The sequence below is a fragment of the Rhodococcus sp. no. 34 genome (assembly GCF_054589475.1).
The window spans coordinates 38,011-63,752 of sequence record NZ_BAAILK010000024.1 but is presented as its reverse complement, the minus strand read 5'-3'; the positions used below and the strand labels follow the sequence as shown (position 1 = coordinate 63,752).

Annotated in this window: 30 protein-coding genes; 3 read left to right on the top strand and 27 right to left on the bottom strand. The window is 62.6% G+C overall.

What is annotated here, in order from left to right; all coding sequences use genetic code 11:
• Positions 1-21 precede the first annotated feature (21 nt).
• Complete coding sequence (locus ACYP01_RS08185; RefSeq protein WP_054187827.1) at positions 22-1,038, bottom strand: ABC transporter permease; 1,017 nt, start codon at positions 1,036-1,038, stop codon at positions 22-24.
• Positions 1,039-1,169: 131 nt separating this feature from the next.
• On the opposite strand from ACYP01_RS08185, the gene ACYP01_RS08180 reads away from it, so the two are divergent.
• Complete coding sequence (locus ACYP01_RS08180; protein WP_314674978.1) at positions 1,170-1,730, top strand: TetR/AcrR family transcriptional regulator; 561 nt, start codon at positions 1,170-1,172, stop codon at positions 1,728-1,730.
• Here the strand turns inward: ACYP01_RS08180 and ACYP01_RS08175 are convergent.
• The 9 genes from ACYP01_RS08175 to ACYP01_RS08135 form a co-directional block, all read right to left on the bottom strand.
• Positions 1,721-2,596: a TIGR03619 family F420-dependent LLM class oxidoreductase gene (locus tag ACYP01_RS08175; protein ID WP_054187829.1), complete on the bottom strand. Its 876-nt coding sequence runs from the start codon at positions 2,594-2,596 to the stop codon at positions 1,721-1,723. The genes ACYP01_RS08180 and ACYP01_RS08175 overlap by 10 nt on opposite strands.
• Positions 2,593-4,251, bottom strand: a complete 1,659-nt coding sequence (locus ACYP01_RS08170) for an ABC transporter substrate-binding protein (protein WP_039973476.1) — start codon at positions 4,249-4,251, stop codon at positions 2,593-2,595. The genes ACYP01_RS08175 and ACYP01_RS08170 overlap by 4 nt, the downstream gene beginning before the upstream one ends.
• A gap of 24 nt (positions 4,252-4,275) precedes the next feature.
• Positions 4,276-5,337, bottom strand: a complete 1,062-nt coding sequence (locus tag ACYP01_RS08165) for a DUF1214 domain-containing protein (protein ID WP_459679365.1) — start codon at positions 5,335-5,337, stop codon at positions 4,276-4,278.
• Positions 5,338-5,425: 88 nt separating this feature from the next.
• A complete protein-coding gene (locus ACYP01_RS08160; protein ID WP_459679363.1) occupies positions 5,426-6,571 on the bottom strand; it encodes a sulfotransferase family protein in 1,146 nt (381 codons plus the stop codon).
• A gap of 22 nt (positions 6,572-6,593) precedes the next feature.
• Positions 6,594-7,385 carry an SDR family oxidoreductase gene (locus ACYP01_RS08155; protein WP_459679360.1) on the bottom strand — a complete coding sequence of 264 codons (792 nt, stop codon included), beginning with the start codon at positions 7,383-7,385 and terminating at the stop codon, positions 6,594-6,596.
• Positions 7,379-7,738 (bottom strand): nuclear transport factor 2 family protein, encoded by a 360-nt coding sequence (locus ACYP01_RS08150; RefSeq protein ID WP_003942015.1) that lies wholly within the window; start codon positions 7,736-7,738, stop codon positions 7,379-7,381. The genes ACYP01_RS08155 and ACYP01_RS08150 overlap by 7 nt, the downstream gene beginning before the upstream one ends.
• Before the next feature lie 24 nt (positions 7,739-7,762).
• Complete coding sequence (gene cysN, locus ACYP01_RS08145) at positions 7,763-9,664, bottom strand: sulfate adenylyltransferase subunit CysN (RefSeq protein ID WP_007735300.1); 1,902 nt, start codon at positions 9,662-9,664, stop codon at positions 7,763-7,765.
• A complete protein-coding gene (cysD, locus tag ACYP01_RS08140) occupies positions 9,664-10,569 on the bottom strand; it encodes a sulfate adenylyltransferase subunit CysD (protein ID WP_042453017.1) in 906 nt (301 codons plus the stop codon). The genes cysN and cysD overlap by 1 nt, the downstream gene beginning before the upstream one ends.
• Entirely contained in the window at positions 10,566-11,312 is a 747-nt protein-coding gene (locus ACYP01_RS08135) for a 3'(2'),5'-bisphosphate nucleotidase CysQ (RefSeq protein WP_042453014.1), read from the bottom strand. The genes cysD and ACYP01_RS08135 overlap by 4 nt, the downstream gene beginning before the upstream one ends.
• A gap of 254 nt (positions 11,313-11,566) precedes the next feature.
• Here ACYP01_RS08135 and ACYP01_RS08130 point away from each other — a divergent pair, with 254 nt between their 5' ends.
• A complete protein-coding gene (locus ACYP01_RS08130) occupies positions 11,567-12,178 on the top strand; it encodes a TetR/AcrR family transcriptional regulator (protein WP_003942004.1) in 612 nt (203 codons plus the stop codon).
• A gap of 12 nt (positions 12,179-12,190) precedes the next feature.
• Here the strand turns inward: ACYP01_RS08130 and ACYP01_RS08125 are convergent, their stop codons facing one another.
• The 12 genes from ACYP01_RS08125 to ACYP01_RS08070 all read right to left on the bottom strand — a co-directional run bounded on the left by ACYP01_RS08125 (position 12,191) and on the right by ACYP01_RS08070 (position 20,945).
• Complete coding sequence (locus tag ACYP01_RS08125) at positions 12,191-12,472, bottom strand: metal-sensitive transcriptional regulator (RefSeq protein ID WP_003942012.1); 282 nt, start codon at positions 12,470-12,472, stop codon at positions 12,191-12,193.
• A gap of 31 nt (positions 12,473-12,503) precedes the next feature.
• Positions 12,504-12,776 (bottom strand): hypothetical protein, encoded by a 273-nt coding sequence (locus tag ACYP01_RS08120; RefSeq protein WP_007735305.1) that lies wholly within the window; start codon positions 12,774-12,776, stop codon positions 12,504-12,506.
• Complete coding sequence (locus ACYP01_RS08115) at positions 12,769-13,284, bottom strand: hypothetical protein (protein ID WP_003941872.1); 516 nt, start codon at positions 13,282-13,284, stop codon at positions 12,769-12,771. The genes ACYP01_RS08120 and ACYP01_RS08115 overlap by 8 nt, the downstream gene beginning before the upstream one ends.
• Positions 13,277-13,714, bottom strand: a complete 438-nt coding sequence (locus ACYP01_RS08110; protein WP_003942066.1) for a hypothetical protein — start codon at positions 13,712-13,714, stop codon at positions 13,277-13,279. Before ACYP01_RS08110 ends, ACYP01_RS08115 begins: the two co-directional genes overlap by 8 nt.
• Before the next feature lie 15 nt (positions 13,715-13,729).
• Positions 13,730-13,885: a hypothetical protein gene (locus ACYP01_RS08105; RefSeq protein WP_003941930.1), complete on the bottom strand. Its 156-nt coding sequence runs from the start codon at positions 13,883-13,885 to the stop codon at positions 13,730-13,732.
• A gap of 57 nt (positions 13,886-13,942) precedes the next feature.
• On the bottom strand, positions 13,943-14,605 hold the full coding sequence (locus ACYP01_RS08100) for a hypothetical protein (protein ID WP_003942024.1): 663 nt from the start codon (positions 14,603-14,605) through the stop codon (positions 13,943-13,945).
• A gap of 49 nt (positions 14,606-14,654) precedes the next feature.
• Positions 14,655-15,629: a porphobilinogen synthase gene (hemB, locus tag ACYP01_RS08095; protein WP_007735309.1), complete on the bottom strand. Its 975-nt coding sequence runs from the start codon at positions 15,627-15,629 to the stop codon at positions 14,655-14,657.
• Between the two features lie 75 nt (positions 15,630-15,704).
• Positions 15,705-17,267 (bottom strand): bifunctional uroporphyrinogen-III C-methyltransferase/uroporphyrinogen-III synthase, encoded by a 1,563-nt coding sequence (locus ACYP01_RS08090; protein WP_003941969.1) that lies wholly within the window; start codon positions 17,265-17,267, stop codon positions 15,705-15,707.
• Between the two features lie 60 nt (positions 17,268-17,327).
• Positions 17,328-18,302 carry a hydroxymethylbilane synthase gene (gene hemC, locus ACYP01_RS08085; protein WP_019744374.1) on the bottom strand — a complete coding sequence of 325 codons (975 nt, stop codon included), beginning with the start codon at positions 18,300-18,302 and terminating at the stop codon, positions 17,328-17,330.
• A complete protein-coding gene (locus ACYP01_RS08080) occupies positions 18,299-19,660 on the bottom strand; it encodes a glutamyl-tRNA reductase (RefSeq protein ID WP_003941867.1) in 1,362 nt (453 codons plus the stop codon). Before ACYP01_RS08080 ends, hemC begins: the two co-directional genes overlap by 4 nt.
• Positions 19,657-20,544 (bottom strand): redox-sensing transcriptional repressor Rex, encoded by an 888-nt coding sequence (locus ACYP01_RS08075; protein WP_007735314.1) that lies wholly within the window; start codon positions 20,542-20,544, stop codon positions 19,657-19,659. Before ACYP01_RS08075 ends, ACYP01_RS08080 begins: the two co-directional genes overlap by 4 nt.
• Positions 20,545-20,684: 140 nt before the next feature.
• Entirely contained in the window at positions 20,685-20,945 is a 261-nt protein-coding gene (locus tag ACYP01_RS08070) for a glutaredoxin family protein (RefSeq protein ID WP_058227478.1), read from the bottom strand.
• Between the two features lie 200 nt (positions 20,946-21,145).
• On the opposite strand from ACYP01_RS08070, the gene ACYP01_RS08065 reads away from it, so the two are divergent.
• On the top strand, positions 21,146-22,141 hold the full coding sequence (locus ACYP01_RS08065) for an HAD family hydrolase (RefSeq protein ID WP_003941873.1): 996 nt from the start codon (positions 21,146-21,148) through the stop codon (positions 22,139-22,141).
• A 39-nt stretch (positions 22,142-22,180) separates the two neighbouring features.
• Here ACYP01_RS08065 and ACYP01_RS08060 read toward each other — a convergent pair whose 3' ends face one another.
• The 5 genes from ACYP01_RS08060 to ACYP01_RS08040 all read right to left on the bottom strand — a co-directional run.
• Positions 22,181-23,218, bottom strand: a complete 1,038-nt coding sequence (locus ACYP01_RS08060) for a lysophospholipid acyltransferase family protein (protein WP_007735315.1) — start codon at positions 23,216-23,218, stop codon at positions 22,181-22,183.
• Positions 23,215-24,348, bottom strand: a complete 1,134-nt coding sequence (locus ACYP01_RS08055; protein ID WP_007735316.1) for an NAD-dependent epimerase/dehydratase family protein — start codon at positions 24,346-24,348, stop codon at positions 23,215-23,217. The genes ACYP01_RS08060 and ACYP01_RS08055 overlap by 4 nt, the downstream gene beginning before the upstream one ends.
• A gap of 217 nt (positions 24,349-24,565) precedes the next feature.
• Complete coding sequence (locus ACYP01_RS08050) at positions 24,566-24,667, bottom strand: 30S ribosomal protein bS22 (RefSeq protein WP_003402602.1); 102 nt, start codon at positions 24,665-24,667, stop codon at positions 24,566-24,568.
• Positions 24,668-24,911: 244 nt separating this feature from the next.
• Positions 24,912-25,148, bottom strand: coding sequence for a helix-turn-helix domain-containing protein (locus ACYP01_RS08045; protein WP_003941845.1), 237 nt, complete (start codon positions 25,146-25,148; stop codon positions 24,912-24,914).
• A 126-nt stretch (positions 25,149-25,274) separates the two neighbouring features.
• Positions 25,275-25,742: pyrroline-5-carboxylate reductase family protein (locus ACYP01_RS08040; RefSeq protein WP_459679301.1), on the bottom strand; the 468-nt coding region annotated here is incomplete at its 5' end.

Sequence of the window (25,742 nt, the reverse complement as noted above, 5' to 3'; positions counted from 1 at the left end):
CAATCGCCGGCCCCACCACACTCAGTGCGCTGCTGCCTTTTTCGACTGGCGAGAGGCGAGCAGTCCGGTCAGGCCGAGTGCCGCGACCAGCCAGATCCCCAGAACGAGCAGGTGCGGTCCGGCGCCGTTGCCACTGAAGTAGATAACGGAGCGGATGGGCTCCATGGCTGCCGATCCGAGCCAGAACGAATGGATGTGCTGCCAGAATCCGGGCAGGAACGACACCGGAATGGCACCACCCGAACTCGGGAAGTTGATGAAAACGAGCACCGTCAGCACCGCGAAGATCGCGGCTTGGCCGAGCAGTCGATTGAGCAGGATGCTCACCGTACCGACGGTGAACGTGTAAACCATCGAGATTCCCAGCAGTTGCAGGATCTGGCCGAACGACGCCCCGAAGGCGTGCATGAAGATGCTGGTGATGCCGAAGGCTATGAGCGGGGTGAGTATCGCCGCACCGGCCAGGATCGAATACTGCTCTCGCAACCGCATTCTCGGCGCAACCTGACTGAGCACCGTGATGGTCAGGTAGCCACCGAGGGTGCAGACGATCAGGAAGTAGAAGAGTCCGACGGTCGAGGAGTCTCGCGCCGTGACAGGCGCCGAGTCGATCACCGTGACCTGCTGCCCCGTCTGCTCCGCAACCGAATGCGCCAAGCTGCTCACCACGGAAACCGTCGAGGCGCCCGCGCCGGTGGCGATATGTGCGGTCACGGTGTCACCGATCTCGATGGCGCCGATCGCATCGCGGTTGTCGATCCGAGAGAGTGCGTCGGCGGCGTTGGCTGTGGCAACGATGTCGAACTTGTCACCCGACGAAGCCTGGATTCCGTCGATCAGCGGGGCCGTGACGGACGGCGACCCGACCACCACGATCGGTGCCTGATTCGGCGTCGGCGAATGGAAGGCGCTGACGTAGCACAGGCAGAACATGATGACGAAGAACAACGGAAATGCGAGTCCACTGCCCACCATCTTCCAATTGGTCGGCGGATCGACAACTTCTTCGCTGGGTACTCGGACGTCGGTATCTGTCATATTCCACGCTCTCTTCACTAACCGCATCTAGCTGTCAACACCGTTGACAGACTCAACAGTCAACACCGTTGACACGTTATAGTCAACGCCGTTGACAACGCGGTCGGCGAGCGAGCACAGAGGTCGATGTCGTGACACCCACGAGGCACACGCCAGAGCAGGAGCAACCCTCGACATCCGAGGCGATTCGCGCGGCGGCGTTCCAACTGTTCGGCGAGCACGGGTTCGGCGGCACGTCAGTTCGCGCCATCGCCAAAGTTGCCGGAATCGATCCGGCCCTGGTCATCCGGCATTTCGGGTCCAAAGAAGCACTGTTCCTGGAAACCACGCCGGTTGCGGACTACTTCGAAGGCCAGTTCGACGGCCCACTCGACACCCTCGGTGAGCGAATCGCCGCCTTCGTCCTGGGCAAGGCCGACGCCCGGATGCTGTCGGTGTACACAGCGCTCATGCGAGCGTCGGACAGTCCACGCATCCGGGAGCGACTCCGAGACATGACCGGAGTATTCGCCACCAATCTCGCCGCTCGTCTAGACGGCAAAGACGCGTACACCCGCGCACTCCTGGTCTCCGCCCAGGTGTCCGGGCTGTTGAGCGTCCTCAGCGACGAAAGTATCCCCCAGTCCGCAGATCGCGACGAGTTGGCAAAACTCTACGGCCGGGCGATGCAGACGCTGATCGATCAGTACTGAGCGATGACCTCCTCGGCAAACCGCCGAACGGAGTCGAGTCGTCCCTGACGATCACCGGCGTCAACTCCGTAGCGATACCAGGGCAACACTCTGATTTCCGTGACTCCGAGAGTCTCGAGTTCGCGATATCCGTCCAGATCACGAACATCCGTCGGCGAGACGTTGACGCCGAAAGGAACATCGGCACGACCGTACTCGACCCGCAATTCCGTGAGACGATCGATGGCGCAGGCTAATTCGGCTTTGGTCGTGTTCACCGACATCCAACCGTCAGCCAGCCTGGCTGCACGGCGCAACCCCGGTTCGCTGTGCCCACCGATGTAGATCGGAACCGGAATCTCCGGAACAGGACTGATCATCAGAGCGTCGAAATCGTAGTGCTTGCCGTGGTATTCGACCCATTCCGGCCCACGTCCCGCACACACCGCCTTGATGATCTCGATGGCTTCGTCGGTACGCGCGCCGCGGGTGCGCATCTCGGTACCGGTGAAGGTGAATTCCTCGGGAATCCAGGACAAACCGACGCCGAGAGCGACGCGGTTCCTCGACATCACGGCCATGGTCGCGACCTGCTTGGCAGTCAACAGCGGATCGCGCAGTGGAAGTTTGAACACGTTGGTGTAGAACTGAATTCGCGATGTGACGGCCGCCATCGCCGCCATGGCAATGAACGGATCAGGCATCGGCGTCTCGGGCGCCCACATCCGCTTCCCGTCTGCAGTGTACGGGTACGGCGCCGACACCTGCTCCGGATAGAACACGGAATCCGGCATCGCGATTCCGTCGAACCCCACCTCTTCGGCGACCTGCGCCAACTCGCACAGTTCCAGGGCGTCGATCATCGCACCCGCCAAGGACCACTTCATCGTTCCACCGTTTCGCCGTTGGGCGAGATCCAAGCGCCGCCCAAGAACATGATGTCGGTGATGTTGCGAACGACGCCGTGAACGTTGCCGTCCCATGCGGTCAACACCGACGCCGGCCCCCAGATCACGTAAGGCACAGTCGCGTTGGCGTACTCCTGCACCTTGCTGATCGCCTCACGGACAGCATCGTCCGTCGATGCCGTCTGCACAGCTGTGATCATCGCGTCCATCTCCGGGTCCGCGAAGCCGGACGGGTTGTTCTTCGAATCACTGGCCATACTGTTGTACAAATTGAGGTACGGCGCTTCTTCTCCGACCGGAGCGCCACCTCTGGTCATGTCGAAATCGTGGTCCTTGTATACCCGTCGAACCAGATCGGTCACATCGGTCGCGTAGTCGATGGTGACGTCGAAACCGATCGCGTTCAGCGACGCCTGAACCGTCAGTGCCGTCGCCTGTTGGCTCGGCTCCGAGGTGGTGAGGTAGCGGAGTTTCCCGTCGTACCCGTCGGACTTCGCTTGATCGAGCAGCGCCTTTGCCTTCACCTGATCGAACGGAATGCCTGCTGTGTTGTTGTACCAACGTGACGTCTGCGGGACCAGTTCGGAACTGGCGGTGCCCAATCCGTTGTTCGCCCGGGTATTGACCGCCGCCGGATCCACCCCGTAGGCGATCGCCTGACGGACGCGAACATCGGCCCCGGGCTTGCCCTCACGGTTGTTGATCGTGCCGATCCCGTTCTGTCCGGTCGGACTGAGGTAACCCGAGTATCCGTCGTCGAGAGCTTGTTCGATCACGGCCTCGTCGCGGAGAATGTACGTCATGTCGATCTGGCCGCTCTTCAACGATTCGTACTGAGACTGCGCACCCGACGTGGGAACAAACCGCACTGTGTCCAGTGGAGGTTTACCGCCCTGATAATCCGTGCGTGCGGCGAGTACCAGTTCTTCGTGCGGGGCGAACTTGGCCAAGGTGAACGGACCCGCCCCGATCGGTGTGAACGCTCCCTCCCCGGTTCCTGAAACCGACCCTGCCTCTCCCCCTGAACTTCGCGCAACGATCATTCCGGGCCCGAGCGACAACAGCGCCGGGAATTGACGCCAGGGCCGCTCGAGCACGAATTCGACTGTGGTGGCGTCGGGCGTCTCGATCCGATCCACGATGTTGAGCCAGGTCTGCGATACATCACCCTTGCCTGCCACGAATCGATCGATACTCCACTTCACCGCTTCCGCGTCGAGCGGACTTCCGTCGCTGAAGGTGAGGCCATCAGCCAAAGTGACGGTGTACGAAGTGAAGTCGCTGTTGTTCGACAGTGTCTTCGCGAGTTGTGGCACGAAGCTCCCGTTTGTGGAGTCGCTGCGTACCAGCGTGTCGTAAATCGCGGCCATTTCGGTTCCGCCGGTCGAACCGGCGGCTTGCGTTCTCGTGGGGTCCAACGAGGAAGGGAACGAATAGGACCCGAAGGTGAGAACACCGCCGTCGATCCGCTCCCCCACATCTGGGGCGCCCACAAAACCAGCTGCGCCACTACTGCTCGGTGAAGCCGATCCCGAGTTGTCCCCACTGCTCGACGCGCAACCGGCCAACATCAATGCACCGGCAAGCCCGAGCGCGACAAAGCGAGGGCCGAACCTAATCTTCCTGGTGTACATACGTTCCCAATCTCCGTCAGCGTGTCAGATCTTGACTACCTTCGACGTCGGGATCGGGTGCGAGTCCGCCTTGATCCAGCGCAGCGCCCATGTCCCCTCGGCATGCGAATCGGTGTCGATCCAGTTGCCATAACCCGGATCCTTCGCCGCCACGACGATTGTCATGGTGCCGTCGTCGTTGAGCTTTGCGGTGTGATTGTTGATGTAGATGTTCGTGCGGTTGTAGTCGAGGGACTCGACCCAGAAGTTCTGCAGCACGAAGTTGAAGTACTCGCAGTTCGGAACCTCGGTCTCGATGACCCACGCCTCGTCCTCGGCGAGCTTCCAGTAACCGTGGAAGTAGAAGATCGTCGGATCGCCGCCGGCATCCTGGAAGTAGTCCTGTCCCCAGTCGAAGATCTCGTTGGTGTGCGGCTGGAATTTGCGCGACCATTCCAGGAAGGTCTCCGCCATCCCCTTCACGATCCCGACGGACTTGGTGAGGCGCTCGCCGATCTCTTCCGGACCCAACGGGACGAACTCCCCGTCCGGGTTCAGGCATTCGATGGTCAGATCACCGATGACCTCGTTGCGCCGATCCTTGTGAGTTTGCCGAACGGAGATGAGGTTGCTGTCGGGCGCCAAAGGCAGCCAAGCGCCCTCATCGGGCTTGTCGACGCTCGCGATGAACTCGAAACGGCCGTTCTCGTCGACCTCGAGGTCGTGGATATGCAGATCGCCGGTCTGCAGCATGGTGCCGTCGATGTGGTACCGATTTACGCGCGAGCCGAAGGTGATCAGCGGGACGGTGCCTCGGGTGCCGATGATCCGGTAGTTGTACTTCCCGGAAATGTTGGCGCGCATGTAGACGTTGTCCGGGTTGTCGGCACCGATCTTCGTCATCATGTTCGGGTTCGGAGCCGACGAGAACTGCGGCCACCGTGGATCGGTGTACTCGACACAGTTGATCGTGCCGTACCGAAGCAACCGACTCAGGTAGCGGACGCCCTCGGCTTGAGTCAGCGGATCCTGAGGGACGATCTCGTCTTCCAGGACCTTTCCGACCTCGAGCAGATCTGCGCAGAACTTTTCCCAAACAGCATTCATGTGAATCTCCTTGTTTCGGTTGGGGCTTCGCCCTGTGCGCCTTTTTGGTAGTCGGCACTACCAAAAAGGCGCACAGGGCCGGAGGGCTTCAGGGTGTGGTGGCGAACTTCGCTTCGACGTCGGCAGCGCTCACGCCGAAATCCTCGAGCGAATAGCGATGCGACGGACGACGGTGCTCGGCAAGGCTGGCCTGATGCGACGCCTCCACCGCGGCGCGGGCGTCGTCTGTGAAGGGCAGGGCGAACTGTGCATAGATCTTCTCGACGGTGCCGACCGCATCGGCGATGAAGTCCTTGTAGTCGACGTCGATGAACTGATCGGGGTTGTAACGGCTACGGGCATTGTTGAAGTTCGCATTCCCTCGCGCCCACAACTCCAGTTGCGTGCGCCCGATGGCCGGACGATCGAAGGCCCTCGACATGTCGTGTCCGCCCTGCTCTACGAGGCTGAAGGTGGACGCCATCGATGTCAACGGGTCCCGGAAGGTCCGAACGAACAGTGCATCCGGATAGACCGACATGATCTCGTCGATCGCGAAGACATGGCTCGGGCTTTTGAGCACCCACCGTCTGTCCTGGTCGTGCAGCCCGATCAACTGCAGGTTCTTCTTGTGCCGCGCATATGTTTCGGTCCAGTCCTGCTCCGCCAGCCACCGGGTGTAACTCGGCACGTACGCCACCGTCTCGAACGCGGTCGAGAGCATCGTCTGCTGCAGCAGCCGCCAGCATTCCTCGACCTCCTCCGCCCCCATGAAATGAACCTTCATCAGGTCTGCCTCGTTACGCTGGCGAGCACGGTAGAAGGCGTCGGAGCGAACGTAATCTTCGTTCTCCGACCACTTGTCGCGCTCGGGGCGCGGCTGCGGCGTCTCGGCGAGCCACATCTCGGCGCCCTGATGCGCCGGGTCGGCACCGAGCAAGCGGTGCAGCGCGGTGCTGCCGGTGCGGGTCAACCCGACCACGAAGATCGGGCGTTCGATCGGAACGTCTACGTGCTCTGGATATTTCGCGAATCCGGCCTCACTGGTCAGGCGACCCGCGAGCGCTCCGACGATCATCTTGCGAGCGATCACCTTGCCGTGAGGAGTGAGGTCGGCCTCGTTCTGGAACGACTCGAGGAGAACTCGAAGTCCTTCGAGATAGCCTTCGCTGCCGAAGTTTTCGTACCCGGCCGCCTCACGCGCAGCCTGGTGAAGGTGATCGATGGAACCGATGCCGTCGTAATCCTGTGTCATGGCTAGTCCTTGTATGAGTTGATCAGTGGTGCGTGTGACCGCAGTTGACGTCGAGACATTGCCCTGTGATGGCCCTGGCTGAATCGGACAGGAGGAAGACGACAGCGTTTGCGATGTCATCTGGCTCCGGCAATCGGCGCAGATCGGCGCCCGCTGCGATCTCGTCGTAGATCACCTTGGGGTCGACTCCTGCCGCCGCCGCCTTCTTCTCGAACATGTTCTTGACCGAGTCCGCCCAGATATAGCCGGGAGCAACCGAATTGACTCGAACGCCCTTGGGACCGAGATCGATCGACAAACTGCGTGCCATTGCCAGGAGCCCGGATTTCATGATGCGGTAGGCCCCGAACCCGGGAAGCTGGTTGCGCAACACCATGGACGTGACCATCACGACGGACCCGTGCGACTCGATCAATGCCGGAGCAAATTCCCTGGTGACGTTCAACGCCGCGAGCAAGTTGATGTCGATGCCCGACTGGATGGACACCACGTCGGCGTCCAGGAGCGGGACCTGCGCGGGTTGAACAAATGCGTTGTTCACCAAGCAATGCACCGCACCGAACTCAGCGACAGTTGTCTCCGCCAACGAAGCGATCGAATCGACGTCGGTGAGGTTCGTCGGGACGGCCAACGCGATTCCGCCGCGGTCTCGAATCTCCGTTGCCACCGATTCCAAGCGCTCGGGTGTGCGGGCAGCCAGAACAACCTTCGCTCCGGCCGCCGCACTCTGCATCGCAATCGAACGACCCAGCGCCGGGCCCACTCCCGAGACGACGACAACCTTGCCTGCCAGCAGGCCCTGATGGGTCAGCACAGCGCCTGCGGATCGAGAACAACACTCAGGGAGATGATCTTGCCGTTCTCGTCGAACTCGAACACATCGGTGGCAGCGAAGTCAGGGATACCGGCGCGCTGCACCCGAAGCTGCATGGCTGCGTACTTTCCCGTCACCGAAATCGGACCGAGCAGGCTGACTGTGAAATCGACCTGCGCGTTCGCGGTATCGAATTCGCGAATCTCGTCGATGCCGCGGTAGGTCTGGACCCCCAGCGGTTCGTGTTGAACTGCGTCGGGCGCAAACAGCGCAACCAGTCCGTCGACGTCGTGACTTCCGAGACACTTGACGTAATCTTCTACGGCAGAAACTATTTCAGCCCTGTCAGGCATGGATGCTCCTCGTGTTCAGGCGGATCAAGAAATGGTTCCGCGGGCGCGGAGATGGTCGACGATCGCGATCGCAGCGTCCTCGGTCGTCGTGACACTGGTGTCGATGTGAATGTCAGGGTTCTGCGGCGGTTCGTACGGCGAATCGATTCCGGTGAAGTTCACCAACTCGCCCCGTCGAGCCTTCTTGTACAGACCCTTGGGATCTCGCTCCTCTGCGACGGCAAGAGCGGTGTCGACGAAGATTTCGACGAACTGTTCGTCGCCGATCAATTCACGGGCGGCATGACGCTCGGCCTCGAACGGTGAAATGAAGGACGCGAGCACGATCAGACCGGCGTCCGCCATCAGTCGGGTGACCTCGGTGACGCGACGGATGTTCTCGACGCGGTCGGCTTCGGTGAATCCGAGGTCTCGATTCAGCCCGTGACGGACGTTGTCTCCGTCGAGGAGGTAGGTGTGCGCGCCGAGTGCGTGCAGTTGACGCTCGACATCGTTCGCGATGGTCGACTTTCCCGAACCGGAGAGACCGGTGAACCACAGAACTGCGGGTTGATGTCCCTTGAGCCTGGTGTGCGCGGCCTCGTCGACGTCGACGGATTGCCAGTGAATGTTGTCCGATCGACGCAGCGAGTGCGTGATCATGCCCGCACCGACAGTGCCGTTGGTAAGGCGGTCGATGAGGATGAAGCTACCGGTGTCACGGTTGCCGACGTACGGGTCGAACGGGACCGGCCGATCGAAACTGAGGTTGCACACACCGATTTCGTTGAGCGCGAGAGTAGTCGTTGCGGTCTTCTCGAGAGTGTTGACGTTGATCTTGTGTTTCGGTTTGGTGATGCGCGCAGTGACTGTCACGGTACCGATCTGGCACAGGAACGGCCGTTCGGGCAGCATGGGAGCCTCACCCATCCAGACGATGCAGGCCTCGAACTGATCGGCTACGGCCGGCGGATTGTCGCCGATGGACAGCACATCACCGCGACTGATGTCGATCTCGTCGGCGAGCGTGATGGTGACCGAGCGGCCCGCACCGGCAACGTCGAGGTCGCCACCCATGGTCACGATGCGCTCGACTGTGGACGTCTTTCCACTGGGGAGCACGCGGATGGGATCTCCGGGAGATACGGTGCCTGAAACGATCTGGCCGGAGAATCCGCGGAAGTCGAGGTCCGGCCGGTTGACCCACTGCACCGGCATCCGGAACGGAGCCGCGGCGGCAGCATCGTCGATGTCCACGCTTTCGAGATGCTCGATCAGGCTTGGTCCGGAGTACCACGGGGTATTCGCACTGCGCTCGGTGAGATTGTCACCCATGTATGCCGACATCGGGATGGCGACGAACCCGTCCAGACCGATCTCGTGAGCGAACTCTGCATAATCCGCGGTAATGGCATCGAAGACCTCTTGCGAGTAATCGACGAGGTCGAGCTTGTTCACGGCAAGCACCACGTGCTTGATCCCCAGCAACGACACCAGATACGAGTGCCGGCGGGTCTGAGTCAGTATCCCCTTGCGGGAATCGACAAGGATCACAGCAAGATCGGCGGTCGACGCGCCCGTCACCATGTTTCGGGTGTACTGCTCGTGCCCCGGAGTATCGGCGACGACGAACTTGCGTCGCTCGGTCGTGAAGTAGCGGTAGGCGACGTCGATCGTGATGCCCTGCTCACGTTCGGCGGCGAGGCCGTCGACCAGGAGCGCGAAATCGAGCCCCTCCCCCTGGGTTCCGCTCTTGCGCGAATCGGCTTCGAGCGCCGTCAACTGGTCGTCGAAGACGAGTTTCGATTCGTAGAGCAGACGGCCGATCAAGGTGCTCTTGCCGTCGTCGACGCTGCCGCACGTGATGAATCGCAGCATGCTCTTGTTTGCATGACGTTCGAGGTACGCCTCGATGTCGTCAGCGATCAGATCCGAGGAAACAGTCATCAGAAGTACCCCTCTTGCTTCTTCTTTTCCATCGACGCACTGGAGTCGTGGTCGATGACCCGTCCCTGGCGTTCGGAAGTGGTGGTGAGCAACATTTCCGAGATGATCTCGGTCAGGCTCGTTGCGGTCGATTCGACGGCTCCGGTCAGCGGGTAGCAGCCGAGGGTGCGGAAACGAACGCTCTTGAGTTCCGGGGTCTCTCCCGGCAGTAACGGCATCCGGTCGTCGTCGACCATGATCAGCGCACCGTCCCGCTCTACGACGGGCCGCTTGTCGGCGAAATACAGCGGAACGATCGGAATCTCTTCCTGGCGTATGTATTCCCACACATCCAGCTCGGTCCAGTTCGAGAGAGGGAAGACGCGCAGGCTCTCGCCCGGCGCTTTGCGGACGTTGTACATCCGCCACAGCTCCGGTCGCTGCCGCTTGGGATCCCAACGGTGCGCAGCTGATCGGATCGAGAAGATGCGTTCCTTGGCGCGGGATTTTTCTTCGTCACGGCGGGCGCCGCCGAATGCAGCGTCGAACTTGTAGTGATCGAGGGCTTGTTTGAGGCCTTCGGTCTTCCACATGTCGGTATGGACAGCGCTGCCGTGTGTGAACGGGTTGATCCCCTGCTTCACGCAGTCCGGGTTGGTGTGGACGATCAGATCGAGATCGCCTGCAGCAGCGGTACTGTCACGAAGTTTGTACATTTCACGGAACTTCCACGTGGTATCGACGTGCAGAAGCGGAAACGGCAGCTTCGACGGATAGAAGGCCTTGCGCGCCAGATGCAGCATCACGGCGGAGTCCTTGCCCACCGAGTACAACATCACCGGGTTCTCGCTCTGGGCAACAGCTTCACGCATGATGTGAATGCTCTCGGCTTCGAGTCGTTCGAGGTGCGTCAGTGTCGCGGTCATCGGCCCAGTTCCTCCAGTGCTTTCGGGGCGAGTTCGGGTCGGCAGATCAGCAGATCCGGCAACCACGGGTTTTCCTGGTTGTAGCGCAGTTCGCTGCCATCGATACGCGAAACATGCAGTCCCGCAGCATGTGCGACAGCAACGGGCGCCGCCGAATCCCACTCGTACTGTCCGCCCGCATGTGCGTAGATGTCTGCCTCACCCGAGACGACCGCCATTGCTTTGGCTCCGGCGGATCCCATTTCGATCAACTCCGCGCCCATCGAGTCGGCCATGCGCATGACCGGTTCCGGACGACGCGTCCGCGATACGACGACTCGAACCGGCGTTGCGGCATCCCGTTCGGTCCGATCATCGCTGCTCGAATAGGTGACGCCAAGGGCAGGCATTGCGACCGCACCGGTTGTGAGGACACCGTTTTCGGTCAGCGCAACATGAACGGCCCAGTCCGATCGTCCGGCCTCGCCGTACTCACGGGTGCCGTCGAGAGGGTCGACGATCCACACCCGATCCGCAGCCAGCCTCGCGAGGTCGTCAGCCCCTTCCTCCGACAGCACTGCATCCGCAGGAAAGCGTCGGGCAAGTTCGGCGACGATGAATTCGTGACTGAGCCGATCGGCCGCGTTCTTGAAAGTCGCGACATCACCGTCGTTTTCGCCGAGGGATTTCCGATGGTCGAGCAGAAGTTCTCCAGCCGCAGCGGCGATGTCGATCGCCGCGCGTTCATCGTTAGTGCGTGTCATAGGTACTCCACAACTGTGTAGACCTCCCGATCGATACGGGAAGAAAGGTCAGGCCGACCGCAGAGTGTCCAGCACTTTGCACTGGCCTCGATGTGGTCTGCGCCATACCGTAACACCAGAATGAACGATGTTCATTCTATTTCGAACAATGTTCATTCTATGATCTGAGTCACATCGAATTCTGCGTGGCGTTCGACAACGAACAGTGTTCGATGTGAATTGAGGATGCCGACCACCGCGACTACGGTGATCAAATGAGCAGTACCAGCAGCAAGTCGATCTACGGCGACGCCGAAGTGCGTCGACGCCGAACTCTCGACGCGGCGATCTCGCTTCTGGACGAAGGAGGCTACTCCGCGCTCACGATCCGCGCTGTCGCCAAACGAGCCGGCACCAGTACTGGCCTGATCTACCAGTACTTCGTCGACAAGCAGGACATCTTCGCCGCCCTCCTCAGCGAAAGTCAGCTGGAAATGGCGGACTTCGTGAACTCGCTCCCCCGCGAGCAGGGACTGAGCGCCTTACTCGAGTCCATGATTTCCGAGTTTGCTCGGCACTGGGCACGGGTGGGTCGACTCACCACCACTTGGCGCGACATCGAAGGCATGGCCGGGTCCGACCGAGAAAGCATGCGGGAACTTCACGCATCCGTAGCGGTCTACAACTCGGCATTGATTCGAGCGCTCACCGAATCTGCTGCAGCCGAAGGGAGCCGGTTGATCGACGACCCCGCGTTGATCCATCTCGTGCTCTCCGGACTCAAAGGCCTGTCGGACACCATCGTCATCAACATCGCCAAAGAAGTCACACCCGAGTACTTCGTGAGCTTCTCCGCCCGGGCGCTCGCGCGGTCCATCACGGAGTGACGGACCGACACCTTACGAACGAACGAGGCGAGCGATGGCCGCCTGAGCTTCCTTGATCTTGACGTCCGCTTCCGGACCACCCTGCTTGGCAGCTTCGACGACGCAACCCGCAAGGTGGGCGTCGAGAAGCTTCAGGGACACGGACTGCAACGCGCTCGTCGCGGCGGATACCTGGGTGAGCACGTCGATGCAGTACCGGTCGTCTGCGACCATGCGTGAAATTCCGGCTACCTGACCTTCGATACGACGAAGGCGCTTGAGCAGATCGTCCTGCTCGGGGCTGTAACTACTCATACCGCAACTATACCCCCTACCCGTATGAGGGCTACTGCGATGCGACGAAGCCCACCCGGACGCGGCGCACGACATCGATGGCCATCAGCCCCGCAACCAGAATCGACAACCCGGCGCCCGAGATCCAGAGACCGTCGTAGTGCGTGCTCTCGAACGGTGGAGCGCCCTCCAGTATCGGTCCGAAGTCGGACGTCGTCGTACCCGCTCGCCAGCACACGACCGCCAGAATCGTTGCGGCGACGATACCGAGTACACCGATCCACGTCTTCACGTCGACACGCGGGGATGGCTGTGGCTCAGTCATCGGCAGACCCGTCCGGTTCGACACCAACCACAACGACCTGACTCAACGCCTCGCGAAGTGCCTGATCGTCCTTTGCCCACGCCCGCACCAATCCCCCGGTGGTCAAACGTAAGCCGATACCGTGCCGACGCCTGGGCACTCCGGACAGCTCACCGAGCGCGCGTGCCGTTTCCCACGGTTCCATTTCGTCCTCGTAGGCAGCGTCGTCGGACTCCGGGAACACCTCGGCGATCTCGGTGATCGGCACCTCTTCGGTTCCCTGACGCAACGTGGTCGCGGTCAGAAGTACGCTCGCGTGCCGCCGTGCTGCGATCACCTGCACGTAGACCAATCCGGTGAGGATCACGGCGAACATCGCCAGACCGAACCAATGCACCACCGGGCCCGTGAACAGTTCGATGACCAAGGCGATCAGGCAGAAGATCGGACCGAACGCGATGGCCCACCACCGAGAACCCGGTTCGTAGTACAGAACGTCCGGGCCGATTTCCGGCGCGCGATCAGCCACGGGCAAACCAACTTCGGGTGGTGTCGCGGTAGATCGCGACGCAGGCACAGATCAGCATGACGGGAACAACCAGCGCGAGCACGGTACTGATCCCGGCGACGACCAGCGCGATCTGCAGCACCGCGAACACTCCGGACACGATCACCAGGATCCGTCGGCACAACGCCCTTCCGGCGCGAGTGGGACCGGCGAGGCCGCCGATCGCGAGGCCGGTCAACAGCAGAACCAGCCCTGACACCCGCACGAAGGTGACGTAGATGTCGATGTTTCCGGCCGAAACGCCTTGATCGGTGAACTGCTCACGCAACGAATACGAAGCGCTGGTGACATTGATCAGGCCGAAGAGTATGAGCAGGAACGCGCTGGCGATCCACAGCCAGAATGCTGCCTCGACAGCCGTCGGGCGCCTGACCTTCGTAGAGATACTCACGGGTTCAAGTGTGCGCTATCCGCTGACGATGCCCGGAATCATGAGCATCAGGAGTGTCACCAGAACAGAGGCTCCGAGGATCGCGAACAAGATCACTTCGGTGCGTGAACCACGTTGGCGCAGTGGCGCGTCGTGGGTGCTTTCCGTACGCAGGGCTTCCTGAGAACTCATCGCGTCCGACCTCTCCCCTACTACTTCAGTGACCCGTTTCACAGTACCCCGAGCTACCTACCGGTTCCCCGCCGGGGGGAAACGAAGAAAGTACGGATTGGACTCTTTTCGGTGCATCATCACGATCGCCCCGACAGCAGCAACTGCCTGCAGGATTTCGGCTCCGCCGAACAGCAGAGTGGCCGCGCCGCCGTCTCCGCCGAGCCCGAAGATCACCGGGATCGCGGAGACCAGCATGAAGACGCCACAGAACGTCAGCAACATTCGAGCCCAGTTCTTGCCGCGACTCATCGCGCGCACGAACAGAAGGAACACCGCGGTGACGATCACGACCAAAACCGCAGAGAACACGATGACCAGTGGGAACATGCCCTCCACGTCGGAACGCGTCAGACCGGCGTCGACAGCTGCCTGATTTCTGAGCATCTCGTCGACGAACATCGACTTCTGCCCGAGCAGCATCCAGATCATCGCGCCGCCCTGGACCAACCCCAGCGCCGTCACAGCCCACCACAACTGAATCGCAGTCACGACGTCCGTCGGCGGCTCGGGTTTCGGCGCAGGTCCCGGGTATCCGTTGTAACCGGGGCCATATCCCGGGATCTGACCCGTCGGCATCGGTCCGAGTTCGCGGTACGGCTGATTCTCGAACGGCTGGTTCTCGTAGGGAGGTTCCCGGCGGGGCGGTTCCTGGCGCGACGGCGGCCACTGCTCGGTCATGACACCAGCGTATCGGTCGATACCGGCGCAGCCACCATGCGTGACTCCGTCACAGCCATCCGGCAACTTCCGACGCCCAGTACGTGAGGACCACGTCGGCACCAGCGCGGCGAATGCTGATGAGCGATTCGAGAATCGCCGCGTCCCGATCGATCCACCCGTTCTGCGCGGCCGCGGTGATCATCGAGTACTCCCCCGAGATCTGGTACGCAGCGACCGGAACCGGGGACCGGTCGGCGGTCTCACGCAGAATGTCCAGGTAGGACATTGCAGGCTTGACCATCACCATGTCGGCGCCCTCGGCGACGTCGAGGTCTACCTCGCGCATCGACTCGCGGCGATTGGCGCCGTCCTGCTGATACGTACGACGGTCGCCTTGCAGTGAGGATCCGACGGCTTCACGGAACGGCCCGTAGAACGCTGACGCATATTTCGCGGCATAGGCGAGCTGACCGACATCGACATACCCCGAAGCATCGAGTGCACCGCGGATCGCAGCCACCTGACCGTCCATCATGCCGCTGGGACCGAGCAGGTGCGCACCCGATTCAGCTTGTGCGAGAGCCATTTCGACGTATCGGATCAAGGTCGCGTCGTTGTCGACAGCGCCGCCGGCAGTCAACACGCCGCAGTGGCCGTGATCGGTGAACTCGTCGAGGCAGGTATCGGCCATGATGACCGTCGAATCGCCGAGTTCGTCTGCCAGAGCGCGCAATCCGACGTTGAGGATTCCGTCGGGATCGGAGGCACCGGACCCCTGGGGATCCTTGTCCTCCGCCTTCGGAACACCGAACAGCATCAGGCCACCGACGCCGGCTTCCACCGCTTCCACCGCTGCGGACCGCAGCGAATCGAGAGTGTGCTGGAAAACGCCTGGCATGGAACTGATCTCACGCGGTGCGTCGATGCCGTCGGCGACGAACATCGGCAAAACGAGGTGCCGGGGTTCGAGCGAGGTCTCTGCCACGAGTCGCCGGAGCGCAGGAGTGCGCCGGAGCCGGCGAGGGCGATGAGTGGGAAACACGAGAAGTAGCCCTCCTTCGTCGGAACCTGTGAGTGGTTGAGGAGTCCACAGACTCCTCAACCCCTCACGGGTGCGCTAGCGCCTTCGAGACTTCTTGCGCGGGGGCGGCAAAGCACCTTCGGCGCGCAGACGAGCAGCATGCTCGGCGAGAGCCTCCACCAGCGGTCCCACCTGCGAGGTCTCGGGCTGCACGTCGACGCGCAGACCGAACTCGATAGCGGTTTCGGCCGTCTTCGGGCCGATGCACGCGACCAACGTGCGGGCGTGCGGCTTGCCGGCGATGCCGACGAGGTTGCGCACGGTCGAGGACGAGGTGAAGCAGACGGCGTCGAATCCACCGGTCTTGATCATCTCGCGGGTCTCGGCCGGCGGCGGCGCTGCCCGGACGGTGCGGTAGGCGGTGACGTCGTCGATCTCCCAACCGCGTTCGCGCAGGCCCTCTGCGAGGGTTTCGGTCGCAATGTCCGCCCGCGGCAACAGAACCCGGTTGACCGGATCGAAAACGTCGTCGTACGGGGCGAATTCGGCCAACAGGCCTTCGCTGGACTGCTCACCGGTCGGGATCAGCTCGGGGTTGATGCCGAACGAGCGCACCTTGGCTGCGGTTGCTTCACCGATGCAGGCGATCTTCACACCGGAGAAGGCGCGAGCGTCGAGGCCGAACTCTTCGAACTTCTCCCACACTGCGCGAACAGCATTGGTGGAAGTGAAGACGACCCACTGGTAGCGACCGTCGACGAGTCCCTTGACCGAACGCTCCATCTGAGCCGGGCTGCGAGGCGGCTCGACGGCGATGGTCGGAACCTCGATCGGGATCGCTCCGTGAGTGACCAGACGGTCGCTCATCTCGCCGGCCTGATCCTTGGTGCGCGGCACGAGGACGGTCCAGCCGTACAGAGCGCGCGATTCCCACCACGACATCTTGTTGCGCTGCGCGACAACCTTGCCGACGGTGACGATGAGCGAGCCCACCAGTTCGGATCCGGCTTCGTTGAGCGTCGCGAGAGTTGCCTCGACGGTTCGCTGCTGACGAGTGGTACCGCGGACGGTGATCGCAGCAGGCGTCTGCGGAGCCAAGCCGTTCTCGACCAGCGCGCTGGCGGTCTCGGCGAGATGTCCGGACGTCGCGTGCAGGACAAGCGGTCCCGGTGCAGCGGCCAGAGCAGCCCAGTCGACTTCACCGCGAACGTCGGCCTCGGTGTGACCCGAGCCGAGCGCCATGCCGGCGTAGCTCGGCACAGCCGAACCGGAAGGCAGACCTGGGAGAACCTCGAACTGAACCTGCGTGCGGGCGACTGCGGTGACCTCTGCGATCACGGAATCCGTGGTCAGCGGGTCGCCGGAGACCAAACGCACGACGTCGTGACCGTTCTTGGCCTCGTGCACCAATGTCTTTGCAACCTCGGCAGGCTCGCCGAGTGCCGGACGCACGTCCGCGATCAGCTCGCCGGTCTCCTCGTCGCGGCCCATATCGATGCCGACGAGTGCGACGACGCCCTTGTCGACATCCGGATCGGTGAATGCCATTGCGGCGCCGGTGAGGACGTCACGTGCGCGAACGGTGAGCAGGGCGGGGTCGCCCGGTCCCGATCCCACGAACAGGATCCGTCCGGGAGTGTTCTTTCGGACTCGGGTCATCGGTGATTCTCCAGTGCGCTGTATCGAAATGGGAACTTGGTGCAAGTGCAAAGTGGGGCGTCAAACATCGGCTGCCTCGCCTGTAGTCACGTTCATCAACTCGCGGGCGCCGAGTTCGAGTAACTCGCGCGCTACCGCTCGGCCGAGTTCCTCGGCCTTGTCCGGCGCACCCACGGCGCCGGTACGGATGACGTCCGAACCGTCGATGGCGGCTGCGCAGCCGCGTACCGACAGTTCGTCGAAGATTCTGCCGTCGTCGTCGAGGGATTCGACGATCTCCGCGATCGCTCCCACCGGAGCGGTGCAGCCGGCTTCCAACTCGGCGAGCAGGGCGCGCTCGGCCGTAACTGCCGCCCGGGTACCCGCGTCGTCGTGCTCGGCGAGGATCGCCGCCAATTCCGCATTGGCAGAGAGGCATTCGACGGCCAGAGCACCCTGCGCCGGAGCGGGGAGCATCTGCACGGGCTCGATATTCTCGGTGATGAGATCGAGCAGGCCGATACGGGACAGGCCGGCGCGAGCGAGGATCACGGCGTCGAGTTCACCGGATTCGACCTTGCCGAGACGGCGCTGCAGGTTGCCCCGCAACGGCACGATGTCGAGGCCGAGACCGAGTGCCTTCAGCTGCGAAACACGGCGCGGCGCGGAGGTTCCCACCTTGGAACCGGCCGGAAGCTCCCCGAGGACCAGACCGTCACGGGCGACCAGCGCGTCACGCGGATCTTCGCGTGGCGGAATCGCCGCGATGACGAAACGCGGGTCCTGCGCGGTCGGTAAGTCCTTGTAGGAATGCACCGCAACGTCGACGCGGTTGTCCAGCAAGGCTTCTCGAAGCTCTGCCGTGAACACTCCGACGCCGATCTTCTGGACGGGATCGGTGGACTGGTCGCCCTTGGTCTTGATGATGACCAACTCGGCGGGATGTCCGGCCGCAATGAGGGCATCGCGCACGGTACCGGCTTGCGTGGTCGCGAGAAGACTTCCGCGAGTGCCGATCCGCAGCGGGCTCCCCGATCGAGGGGTGGTGACGCTCATGCCTGCAGGTCCCTTCCAGTGCGGTCGCCGTCCACCAGATCGGTGGGTGTGGCCACGGCCGCGGGAGATCCGGGGCTGAGTTCGAAGAGTTCGCGCAGCGCTGCTGCGTAGGAGTCGCCGCCGGGAGCCGACGCCAGTTGCTTGACGCGCACGGTCGGGGCGTGGAGCAGCTTGTCGACGACGCGTCGCACGGTGCGTGCAACCTCGTCGCGCTGCGGATCGTCCAGGCCGGGCAGACGCGAATCGAGTCGCATCAGTTCGGCTTCGACGACGTCGGCGGCGCGCTGCCGCAAAGCCGTCACGGTCGGAGTGACCTCGGCGAGGCGCTGTCCGGCAAGGTAGGTCGCAAGCTCGCCGGCGACGATGGTGCGTGCGGCATCTGCGTCGGAAGCGGCTGCGCCCGCCGCTGGATCACGCTGCAGCGTCTCCATGTCGAGAACGGTGACACCCGGCAGGCCGGCGACGGCGGGATCGATGTCGCGCGGCAGCCCGAGGTCGCAGATGACGAGGTGCTTGGTGTTGTCGCGATCGGGCTCGGCGAGTGCGCGGTGCACATCCGCCAGGGTGACCACTGCCCCGACCGCGCCGGTACAGGTGACCATGACATCTGCCTGCGCCATCGCGGCCGAAAGCTGATCGAAGGCAACACCGTCGGCGTCGACGCCGTTGGAGCGTGCCGTCTCCGCCAGGTGCTCGGCGCGTTCCTGTGTCCGGTTGACGACGACGATGCGTGCGATTCCGGCGCGGGTGAGATGCGCAACCGACAGACCGCCCATCGAGCCTGCACCGACAACCACGGCAGTGCGGCCGACCAGGCCGCCCTCACCGATGATGCCCGCTGCACGATCGAGAGCCACGGACACGACTGATGCTCCGGCGGAGTCGATTCCGGTTTCGGAATGCACTCGCTTGCCGACGCGCAGTGCCTGCTGAGCCAGTTCGTGGACGACGCGTCCGGCGGCCTGCTGCGCATCCGAAGATGCGTAGGCCGAACGGATCTGGCCGAGGATCTGCTGTTCGCCGATCACCATGGAATCGAGGCCGCTGGCCACCGCGAAGAGGTGCTCGACGGCTGCTTCGCTGTAGCGGACGTACGCGTGAGCGTGCAGCGCTGTCAGGTCGAGACCCGAATGGTCGGCCAGGATTTCACCGACCTCGGTGAGTGCACCGTGGAACGCGTCCACCACCGCGTAGACCTCCACCCGGTTACAGGTGGAGACGATCATCGCTTCGGAGATGTGCGAAGACGCCAGAAGCTTGTCGATCAGCTTCGGACGATCGGTGTCGGTGACAGCTACTCGCTCGAGCACCGGGACGGGCGCGGTTCGATGCGAGACCCCGACAAGCAGAACACTCACGGCGCGATCACTGATCCGTTTCTTGTCGAACCTGCTCCGACCGGAGCGGGTGAACTGGTGGATGGGACTGACGAAGCGGATGCGGCGTGAGCCACTCGTACTCGCGGCGCGCTGGATGCCTGATCGGCATTGCGCGCACTGTTGAAGGAGAGAACCTGCATCTCGACGGCTAGATCTACGCGTCGCAGTTCCACGTGATCGGGAACGTCGAGGGCGATCGGCGAAAAACTCATGATGCAGCGCAGCCCGGCGCTGACGAACTGGTCGCACACGCCCTGAGCTGCCTCGTCCGGTGTGGAGATGACGCCGATGGTCGCATTCAGTTCACGGCAGGCGACGGTCAGTTCCTCGGTGCTGCGCACGACGAGATCCCCGACTCTGCTTCCGATTCGATCTGCGTCACTGTCGAAGAGTCCGACCATCTCGAAACCGCGGCGGCTGAATCCGCCGTAGCCGACCAGTGCCTTGCCGAGGTTTCCGACTCCGACGAGAACGACCTTGTGCCCACGATCGAGTCCGAGTGCACGCTCGATGCGGATGCGGAGCCTGTTGACGTCGTACCCGACGCCGCGGACACCGTTGGGTCCGAGGAACGACAGATCCTTACGCAACTTCGCTGATCCGACACCTGACGCCTGCGCGAGTTCCTCGCTCGAGACGATGGAGGTACCCCGGTCGGACATCACTCCGAGGACCCGCAGGTATGCGGCCAAGCGCGTCACCGTAGCCTGGGGGATGACGCGATCCTGAGCGATCGGGTCGGTAACCGAGGCGCTGGAAGCGTCGGTGACGGAAGAGCCCGCAGCGCCGGTGACGCGCTGAGCCACAGGCTCATGCGTCTGGTGCGGTTCGGTCACGTCGCTGGCTCCTCGTCCGGTCGACACGACTGTCGACCTCCACGATGCTCCGGGGGAATGTTCACACCACGGTAACCGCTTGTGAACCCATGCACAAAGTTGCTCGAGACGGGTTCGATGTGCCGTTCACCTGCAAAGCGGCTCCGCGGACAACTTTGAGGGTTGCCTTACTTGCGTAAATCGTCACGAAGGCGCTCCTCGTCGACTTCCCAGTAACCGTGCTCGCGTCCGTCGAGAAGAACGACGGGCAATCTGTCTCCGTACTCCGCTCTCAGCTCTGGATCCGTCGCGGCAGCTTCGTCCACGTCGATGCACGTCAATTCCAGCTCGAACTCGGAACAGACCCGTCGCAGGACCTCCGCCGCGCCGACGCAGGACGCGCATCCTGCGCGTGTCAACAGGGTCACTTCATGCGTAGCTGCAGTCATCGACGCATACCTTTCTTCTACGGGGACGCCATCTACTTGATCGGTCGAGTGTGCCTCCGGAGCCCCACTCGGTACCAAATCGGCGGAGAGGAACGTCACACACCACAGGGAAGGTCACCATCCAACCCATCGGGCCTCATCGCGGAGGATAGGCTGACTCGAAGAGTTCTCTGCTCGAGAATGCAACACGGGAGGTGCGGGTGCCTGCGCGATCACTACCGAACGGCTCCGGATTCGGATCAGGGCTTGCCGGGGTCATTCTCCCCGGACGTCGCCATGTGAAGAATCCGCTGGGCCCGAGTGAGTCGGAAGTTCGAGCCAATCTCGCCGGCGAGGCGAGCGCTGACGCAGCTCTGGCATTGCACGAAGCTGCCAACCCCACAGAACCGGAAACCGGCGAAGAGCCCCCGGCCGTTCCGCGCGACCTCACGGCCGCCGCATTCTTCGACGTCGACAACACCATGGTGCAGGGTGCGTCGATCATCCACTTCGCCCGTGGTCTCGCTGCACGAAAGTATCTCAAGACCTCGGATCTGGTGGATTTCGCGTGGAAGCAGATCAAGTTCCGAGTCACCGGCCGAGAAAGTAGCGACGACGTCGCCGAAGGCCGCGAGAAAGCACTGTCCTTCGTGGCCGGTCGATCCACCGCCGAACTCGCCCGCCTCGGCGAGGAGATCTACGACGAGGTCATCGCCGACAAGATCTGGCCAGGCACGAGGGCGTTGGCCCAGATGCACCTCGACGCCGGACAACAGGTGTGGTTGGTGACGGCAACTCCGGTCGAACTGGCTCAGGTCATCGCCGAGAAACTGGGATTGACCGGCGCCTTGGGCACTGTCGCCGAGAGTGAGGACGGCGTCTTCACCGGCCGACTCGTCGGCGACATCCTGCACGGCATGGGCAAGGCGCACGCCGTACGGACGTTGGCGGTGCGTGAAGGACTCAATCTCAAGCGCTGTTCCGCCTACTCCGACAGCCACAACGACGTTCCGATGCTCTCGTTGGTGGGGACACCGGTGGCGATCAATCCCGACGCAGATCTTCGTGAACTCGCGAAGAACCGCGGGTGGGAAGTTCGCGATTTCCGCACCGGACGAAAGGCCGCCAAGATCGGCGTACCGACGGCGCTGGTGCTCGGAGCGGTCGGCGGGGCGCTCGCGGCAATTCTCGCCAGGCGCAAAGAACAGAACGTCTGAGCGGGTTCGGTCCGGATCGAGCAGCGATCCGGACCGAACTCAGCCGAGAAAGACGTTGCGACGCTTGGCCAACAGTCGATACAGCGTCTGCTGAATGGTTTCCCGGACGTGGTCCGTGACCTCGAACAGGACCATCGGATCGTCGGCGGCACCGCTCTCGAAGGTGTCGGTGACGATGGGCTTTCCGAACTCGATGTACCACTTCGACGGCAACGGAACCAGGCCGAGCGGCCCGAAGTGTGGAAACAGCGGTGTCACCGGGAAATACGGAAGACCGAGAACGCGTGCGAGTGTGGTGAGATCACCGATTTTGGGATAGATCTCCTCCGAACCCACGATCGAGCACGGAATGATCGGAACACCGGTTCGCATTGCGGCCGACACGAAGCCACCGCGCCCGAACCGCTGCAACTTGTACCGCTCACTGAACGGTTTCCCGATGCCCTTGAATCCTTCCGGGAACACGGCCGCGACTTCACCGTCGTTGAGCAGACGCTCGGCGTCGGGGTTGCAGGCCAACGTATGACCGGCTTTGCGCGCCAGTCCACCCACCACTGGCATCTCGAATGCCATGTCCGCAGCCAACATTCGCAGTGGACGATGCGCTGGATGGTGATCGTGCACGGCAACCGACGTCATCAGTCCGTCGATCGGGATCACACCGGCGTGGTTGGCGACCACAAGCGCTCCCCCGGTGAGGGGAATGTTCTCGATCCCACTGACCTCGACGCGAAACCACTTCTCGAACAACGGGCGCAACATCGGCATGACGACGTTGTCCGCGAAATGCGGGTCGAATCCGAACTCGTCGACCTCGTAGTCGCCGGACACCCGACGTCGGAGGAATTCTGCTGCCGAGGCGATCTGGTCGACGATCGCCGACCTGGCCGAATCGACGAACGTGCTCTCACCGCCGTGGTCGGCCGCCGAGGACACTCCGGACGGATGCCGACGTTCACTTTGTTCACGGATGTCACGCTCCGCACCGGTGACCGACTCACGCGAACGGGAAGTTGCCGACTTTCCGGTGTGAGTTGCGCTGGGCCGCAGGGGAATTACCTTCGCCACGTCAGTCACCCCTTCACCGCACTTCGTCCCGACAGCGGCATGTGCATCACGTCTGCACTTGTTGCCGCCGCGGCGGTGTCACCGCCGAGGATGGTGGTCAACGCATTCTCCGCCCGATCGATCCACTCGGACTTGATGATCCGGCGCGTCTGCATCGCACGCATGAAATCGTCGAGTGCTTGCATGGTGGTCCATCGCGGCTCGAACCCCAGCTCGCTGCGCATGCGAGTGGTGTCGAGTCCGCAGCCGAACCGGAAGTACTCGAGTTGCTCGTCGGTGTACAGCCTCATGGACGACCCCACCAACGCGCTCCCGACGCTGCGGAACAGAGCGAGCGGCATGGGAACTTCCACCCTGCCTGCCCGGCGGATCGCCTGCGACATCATGACCACTCCGTCGCCGGCGATGTTGTACGTACCCGAAGCGTGTCCGATGGTCGCCTTCTCCAGCGCCGCGAGGGCATCCTCGACGTGGAGCAATTGCAGGCGCGCGTTGCGCCCGACGATGGTGGGCACGAGTGGGGCGGTGACGTAGTGCCCGACGGTTGCAGTCAGCTGAGGTCCGATCAACGGCGCCAACCGCAGAATCCCGACCGAGATGTCCGGGCGCCGACGCCCCATTCCACGGAGGTATCCCTCGATCTCGAGGCTGTCGCGGGCATATCCGCCCGGCGGCCGGCGGCGCGCACTCATTTCTTCGGTGAACTGAGCGGGATCCTTGGCACTGCACCCGTAGACGACCGAAGCCGAGCGCAGGATCACCTTGCGAACCGTCGGCGCTTTCTGGCAGACCGCGAACAGTTGCATGGCGCCGATGACGTTCATGTCCTTCATCGCGGCGCGGCTGCCGGCTTTGGGGGCTTTCTGAAGCGTCGACGCGTGCACGACGGTGTCGACCTCGGCGTTTCGGATCACTTTGCCGATCAGCGGATTGCGGATGTCTGCTCGCACGAATTCCGCGCGGCCCATTCTGCGCATCATGTCCTTGCTCGGACTGACGGCGTCGACGGCGATGACACGCTCGATCGACGGATTCTGCGCAAGCCTGGTCACCAGGTAGCCGCCGAGAAATCTGCTCGCCCCGGTCACCAGTACGACGCGAGGCGTCGTGCCCCCTGAAGTGTTGTCACCTTCAACCACCAAGTACCCCCATATCCAGTAGAAACGCGCTCTGCCGAAGCGTCCCTCCCGCGATTTTCCCCCACTTTACGGGCAGAGGGGGTCCCGCGCTGACTACCCAAATTTCGGCCATTCAAGACAAACCGCCCAGCCAATGAGACGTGGCACACATCGCTTCCCCCCGAATATGCTGATGCCCGCCACCCCGGAAGGGGTGGCGGGCATCAACCGGTACTGCTTATTTACCGAGTTTCCTGCGCTGTACTCGGGTACGACGAAGCAGCTTGCGGTGCTTCTTCTTCGACATGCGCTTGCGACGCTTCTTGATCACTGAACCCATAGCGGGTGTCCCTCACGTTCTTCTCTAGCGTTCCTGCGCACGCCGGTCACGTACGCCTGCGCCAAGCAATTGGCGCCTGGCCCTCGTTTTAACTAGCTCAGCGCCTTACGACACCAGCTTGCTGGTACGACAGTGACTCATCGTACCGGTGTGGAGTCACTCGGCATAAACCGAGCCTCCGGCACAGCAACCGCTGTGCCCGCGACTCGGCTCACGCCGAGGTCATCCTCTTCGAACCGGCTGGTCAGCCGGCATCGAAGTACGAGGTTTCGAGGTAATCGTGTACTGCCTTCGCATGTACACGGAACGAACGGCCCACTCGTACAGCGGGCAATTCGCCACTGTGTACCAACCGGTACACAGTCATTTTCGACACCCTCATCAAAGTTGCTACCTCAGCAACAGTGAGGAATTGCGTGCCGGCCACTGCCGGCTTTCCGTCGTGGGACGAACCCATGGACGGCTTGTTTGCAGACACCATTAATCCACATACCTCCAGCACGACTCGCGCCGCCGGCTTCCCCTCCGGCGGAACAGACACGTACGTACTAAGTCGAGCTTAGCTGTACTGGTGGGGTTAAAGCGACGGGTGTGGCTAAACGGACGACTAATCCGCAGCTGCACCCATTGCGGCCGAGCGCGACTTGGCGGCATCCAAGGCATCGAAGAACGCCGTCCGCAGGCCGCCCGCTTCGAGCTGACGCAGTGCCGCAGCCGTCGTTCCGCCCGGTGACGTCACCGCGGCGCGAAGATCCGTCGCGCTGTCGCCGGTGCGATCGAGCATCGCTGCGGAACCGACCATCGTCTGCACCACCAATTCGGTAGCGACTGGGCGCGTCAGGCCGAGACCGACTCCCGCGTCGATCATCGCTTCGGCGACCAGAAAGAAGTAGGCCGGGCCGGAACCGGAGACAGCCGTGACCGCGTCGATCTGCGATTCGGGAACCGTGACCACCTTGCCGACGCTGCCGAGGATGCCGCGTACGAGCTCGAGATGCTCGGCCTTGACGTGCCGTCCGGGCGAGAGCACGCTCACGCCCTCCCCGACCAACATGGGGGTGTTCGGCATGACGCG

What these genes read in the sequence shown, in the direction of transcription:
- ACYP01_RS08185 (WP_054187827.1), bottom strand. Translation starts at nt 1,038, where the DNA reads ATGACAGATACCGACGTCCGAGTACCCAGCGAAGAAGTTGTCGATCCG.
- ACYP01_RS08175 (WP_054187829.1), bottom strand. Translation starts at nt 2,596, where the DNA reads ATGAAGTGGTCCTTGGCGGGTGCGATGATCGACGCCCTGGAACTGTGC.
- ACYP01_RS08170 (WP_039973476.1), bottom strand. Translation starts at nt 4,251, where the DNA reads ATGTACACCAGGAAGATTAGGTTCGGCCCTCGCTTTGTCGCGCTCGGG.
- ACYP01_RS08165 (WP_459679365.1), bottom strand. Translation starts at nt 5,337, where the DNA reads ATGAATGCTGTTTGGGAAAAGTTCTGCGCAGATCTGCTCGAGGTCGGA.
- ACYP01_RS08160 (WP_459679363.1), bottom strand. Translation starts at nt 6,571, where the DNA reads ATGACACAGGATTACGACGGCATCGGTTCCATCGATCACCTTCACCAG.
- ACYP01_RS08150 (WP_003942015.1), bottom strand. Translation starts at nt 7,738, where the DNA reads ATGCCTGACAGGGCTGAAATAGTTTCTGCCGTAGAAGATTACGTCAAG.
- cysN (WP_007735300.1), bottom strand. Translation starts at nt 9,664, where the DNA reads ATGACTGTTTCCTCGGATCTGATCGCTGACGACATCGAGGCGTACCTC.
- cysD (WP_042453017.1), bottom strand. Translation starts at nt 10,569, where the DNA reads ATGACCGCGACACTGACGCACCTCGAACGACTCGAAGCCGAGAGCATT.
- ACYP01_RS08135 (WP_042453014.1), bottom strand. Translation starts at nt 11,312, where the DNA reads ATGACACGCACTAACGATGAACGCGCGGCGATCGACATCGCCGCTGCG.
- ACYP01_RS08130 (WP_003942004.1), top strand. Translation starts at nt 11,567, where the DNA reads ATGAGCAGTACCAGCAGCAAGTCGATCTACGGCGACGCCGAAGTGCGT.
- ACYP01_RS08125 (WP_003942012.1), bottom strand. Translation starts at nt 12,472, where the DNA reads ATGAGTAGTTACAGCCCCGAGCAGGACGATCTGCTCAAGCGCCTTCGT.
- ACYP01_RS08120 (WP_007735305.1), bottom strand. Translation starts at nt 12,776, where the DNA reads ATGACTGAGCCACAGCCATCCCCGCGTGTCGACGTGAAGACGTGGATC.
- ACYP01_RS08105 (WP_003941930.1), bottom strand. Translation starts at nt 13,885, where the DNA reads ATGAGTTCTCAGGAAGCCCTGCGTACGGAAAGCACCCACGACGCGCCA.
- ACYP01_RS08100 (WP_003942024.1), bottom strand. Translation starts at nt 14,605, where the DNA reads ATGACCGAGCAGTGGCCGCCGTCGCGCCAGGAACCGCCCCGCCGGGAA.
- ACYP01_RS08090 (WP_003941969.1), bottom strand. Translation starts at nt 17,267, where the DNA reads ATGACCCGAGTCCGAAAGAACACTCCCGGACGGATCCTGTTCGTGGGA.
- hemC (WP_019744374.1), bottom strand. Translation starts at nt 18,302, where the DNA reads ATGAGCGTCACCACCCCTCGATCGGGGAGCCCGCTGCGGATCGGCACT.
- ACYP01_RS08070 (WP_058227478.1), bottom strand. Translation starts at nt 20,945, where the DNA reads ATGACTGCAGCTACGCATGAAGTGACCCTGTTGACACGCGCAGGATGC.
- ACYP01_RS08050 (WP_003402602.1), bottom strand. Translation starts at nt 24,667, where the DNA reads ATGGGTTCAGTGATCAAGAAGCGTCGCAAGCGCATGTCGAAGAAGAAG.
- ACYP01_RS08045 (WP_003941845.1), bottom strand. Translation starts at nt 25,148, where the DNA reads ATGGTGTCTGCAAACAAGCCGTCCATGGGTTCGTCCCACGACGGAAAG.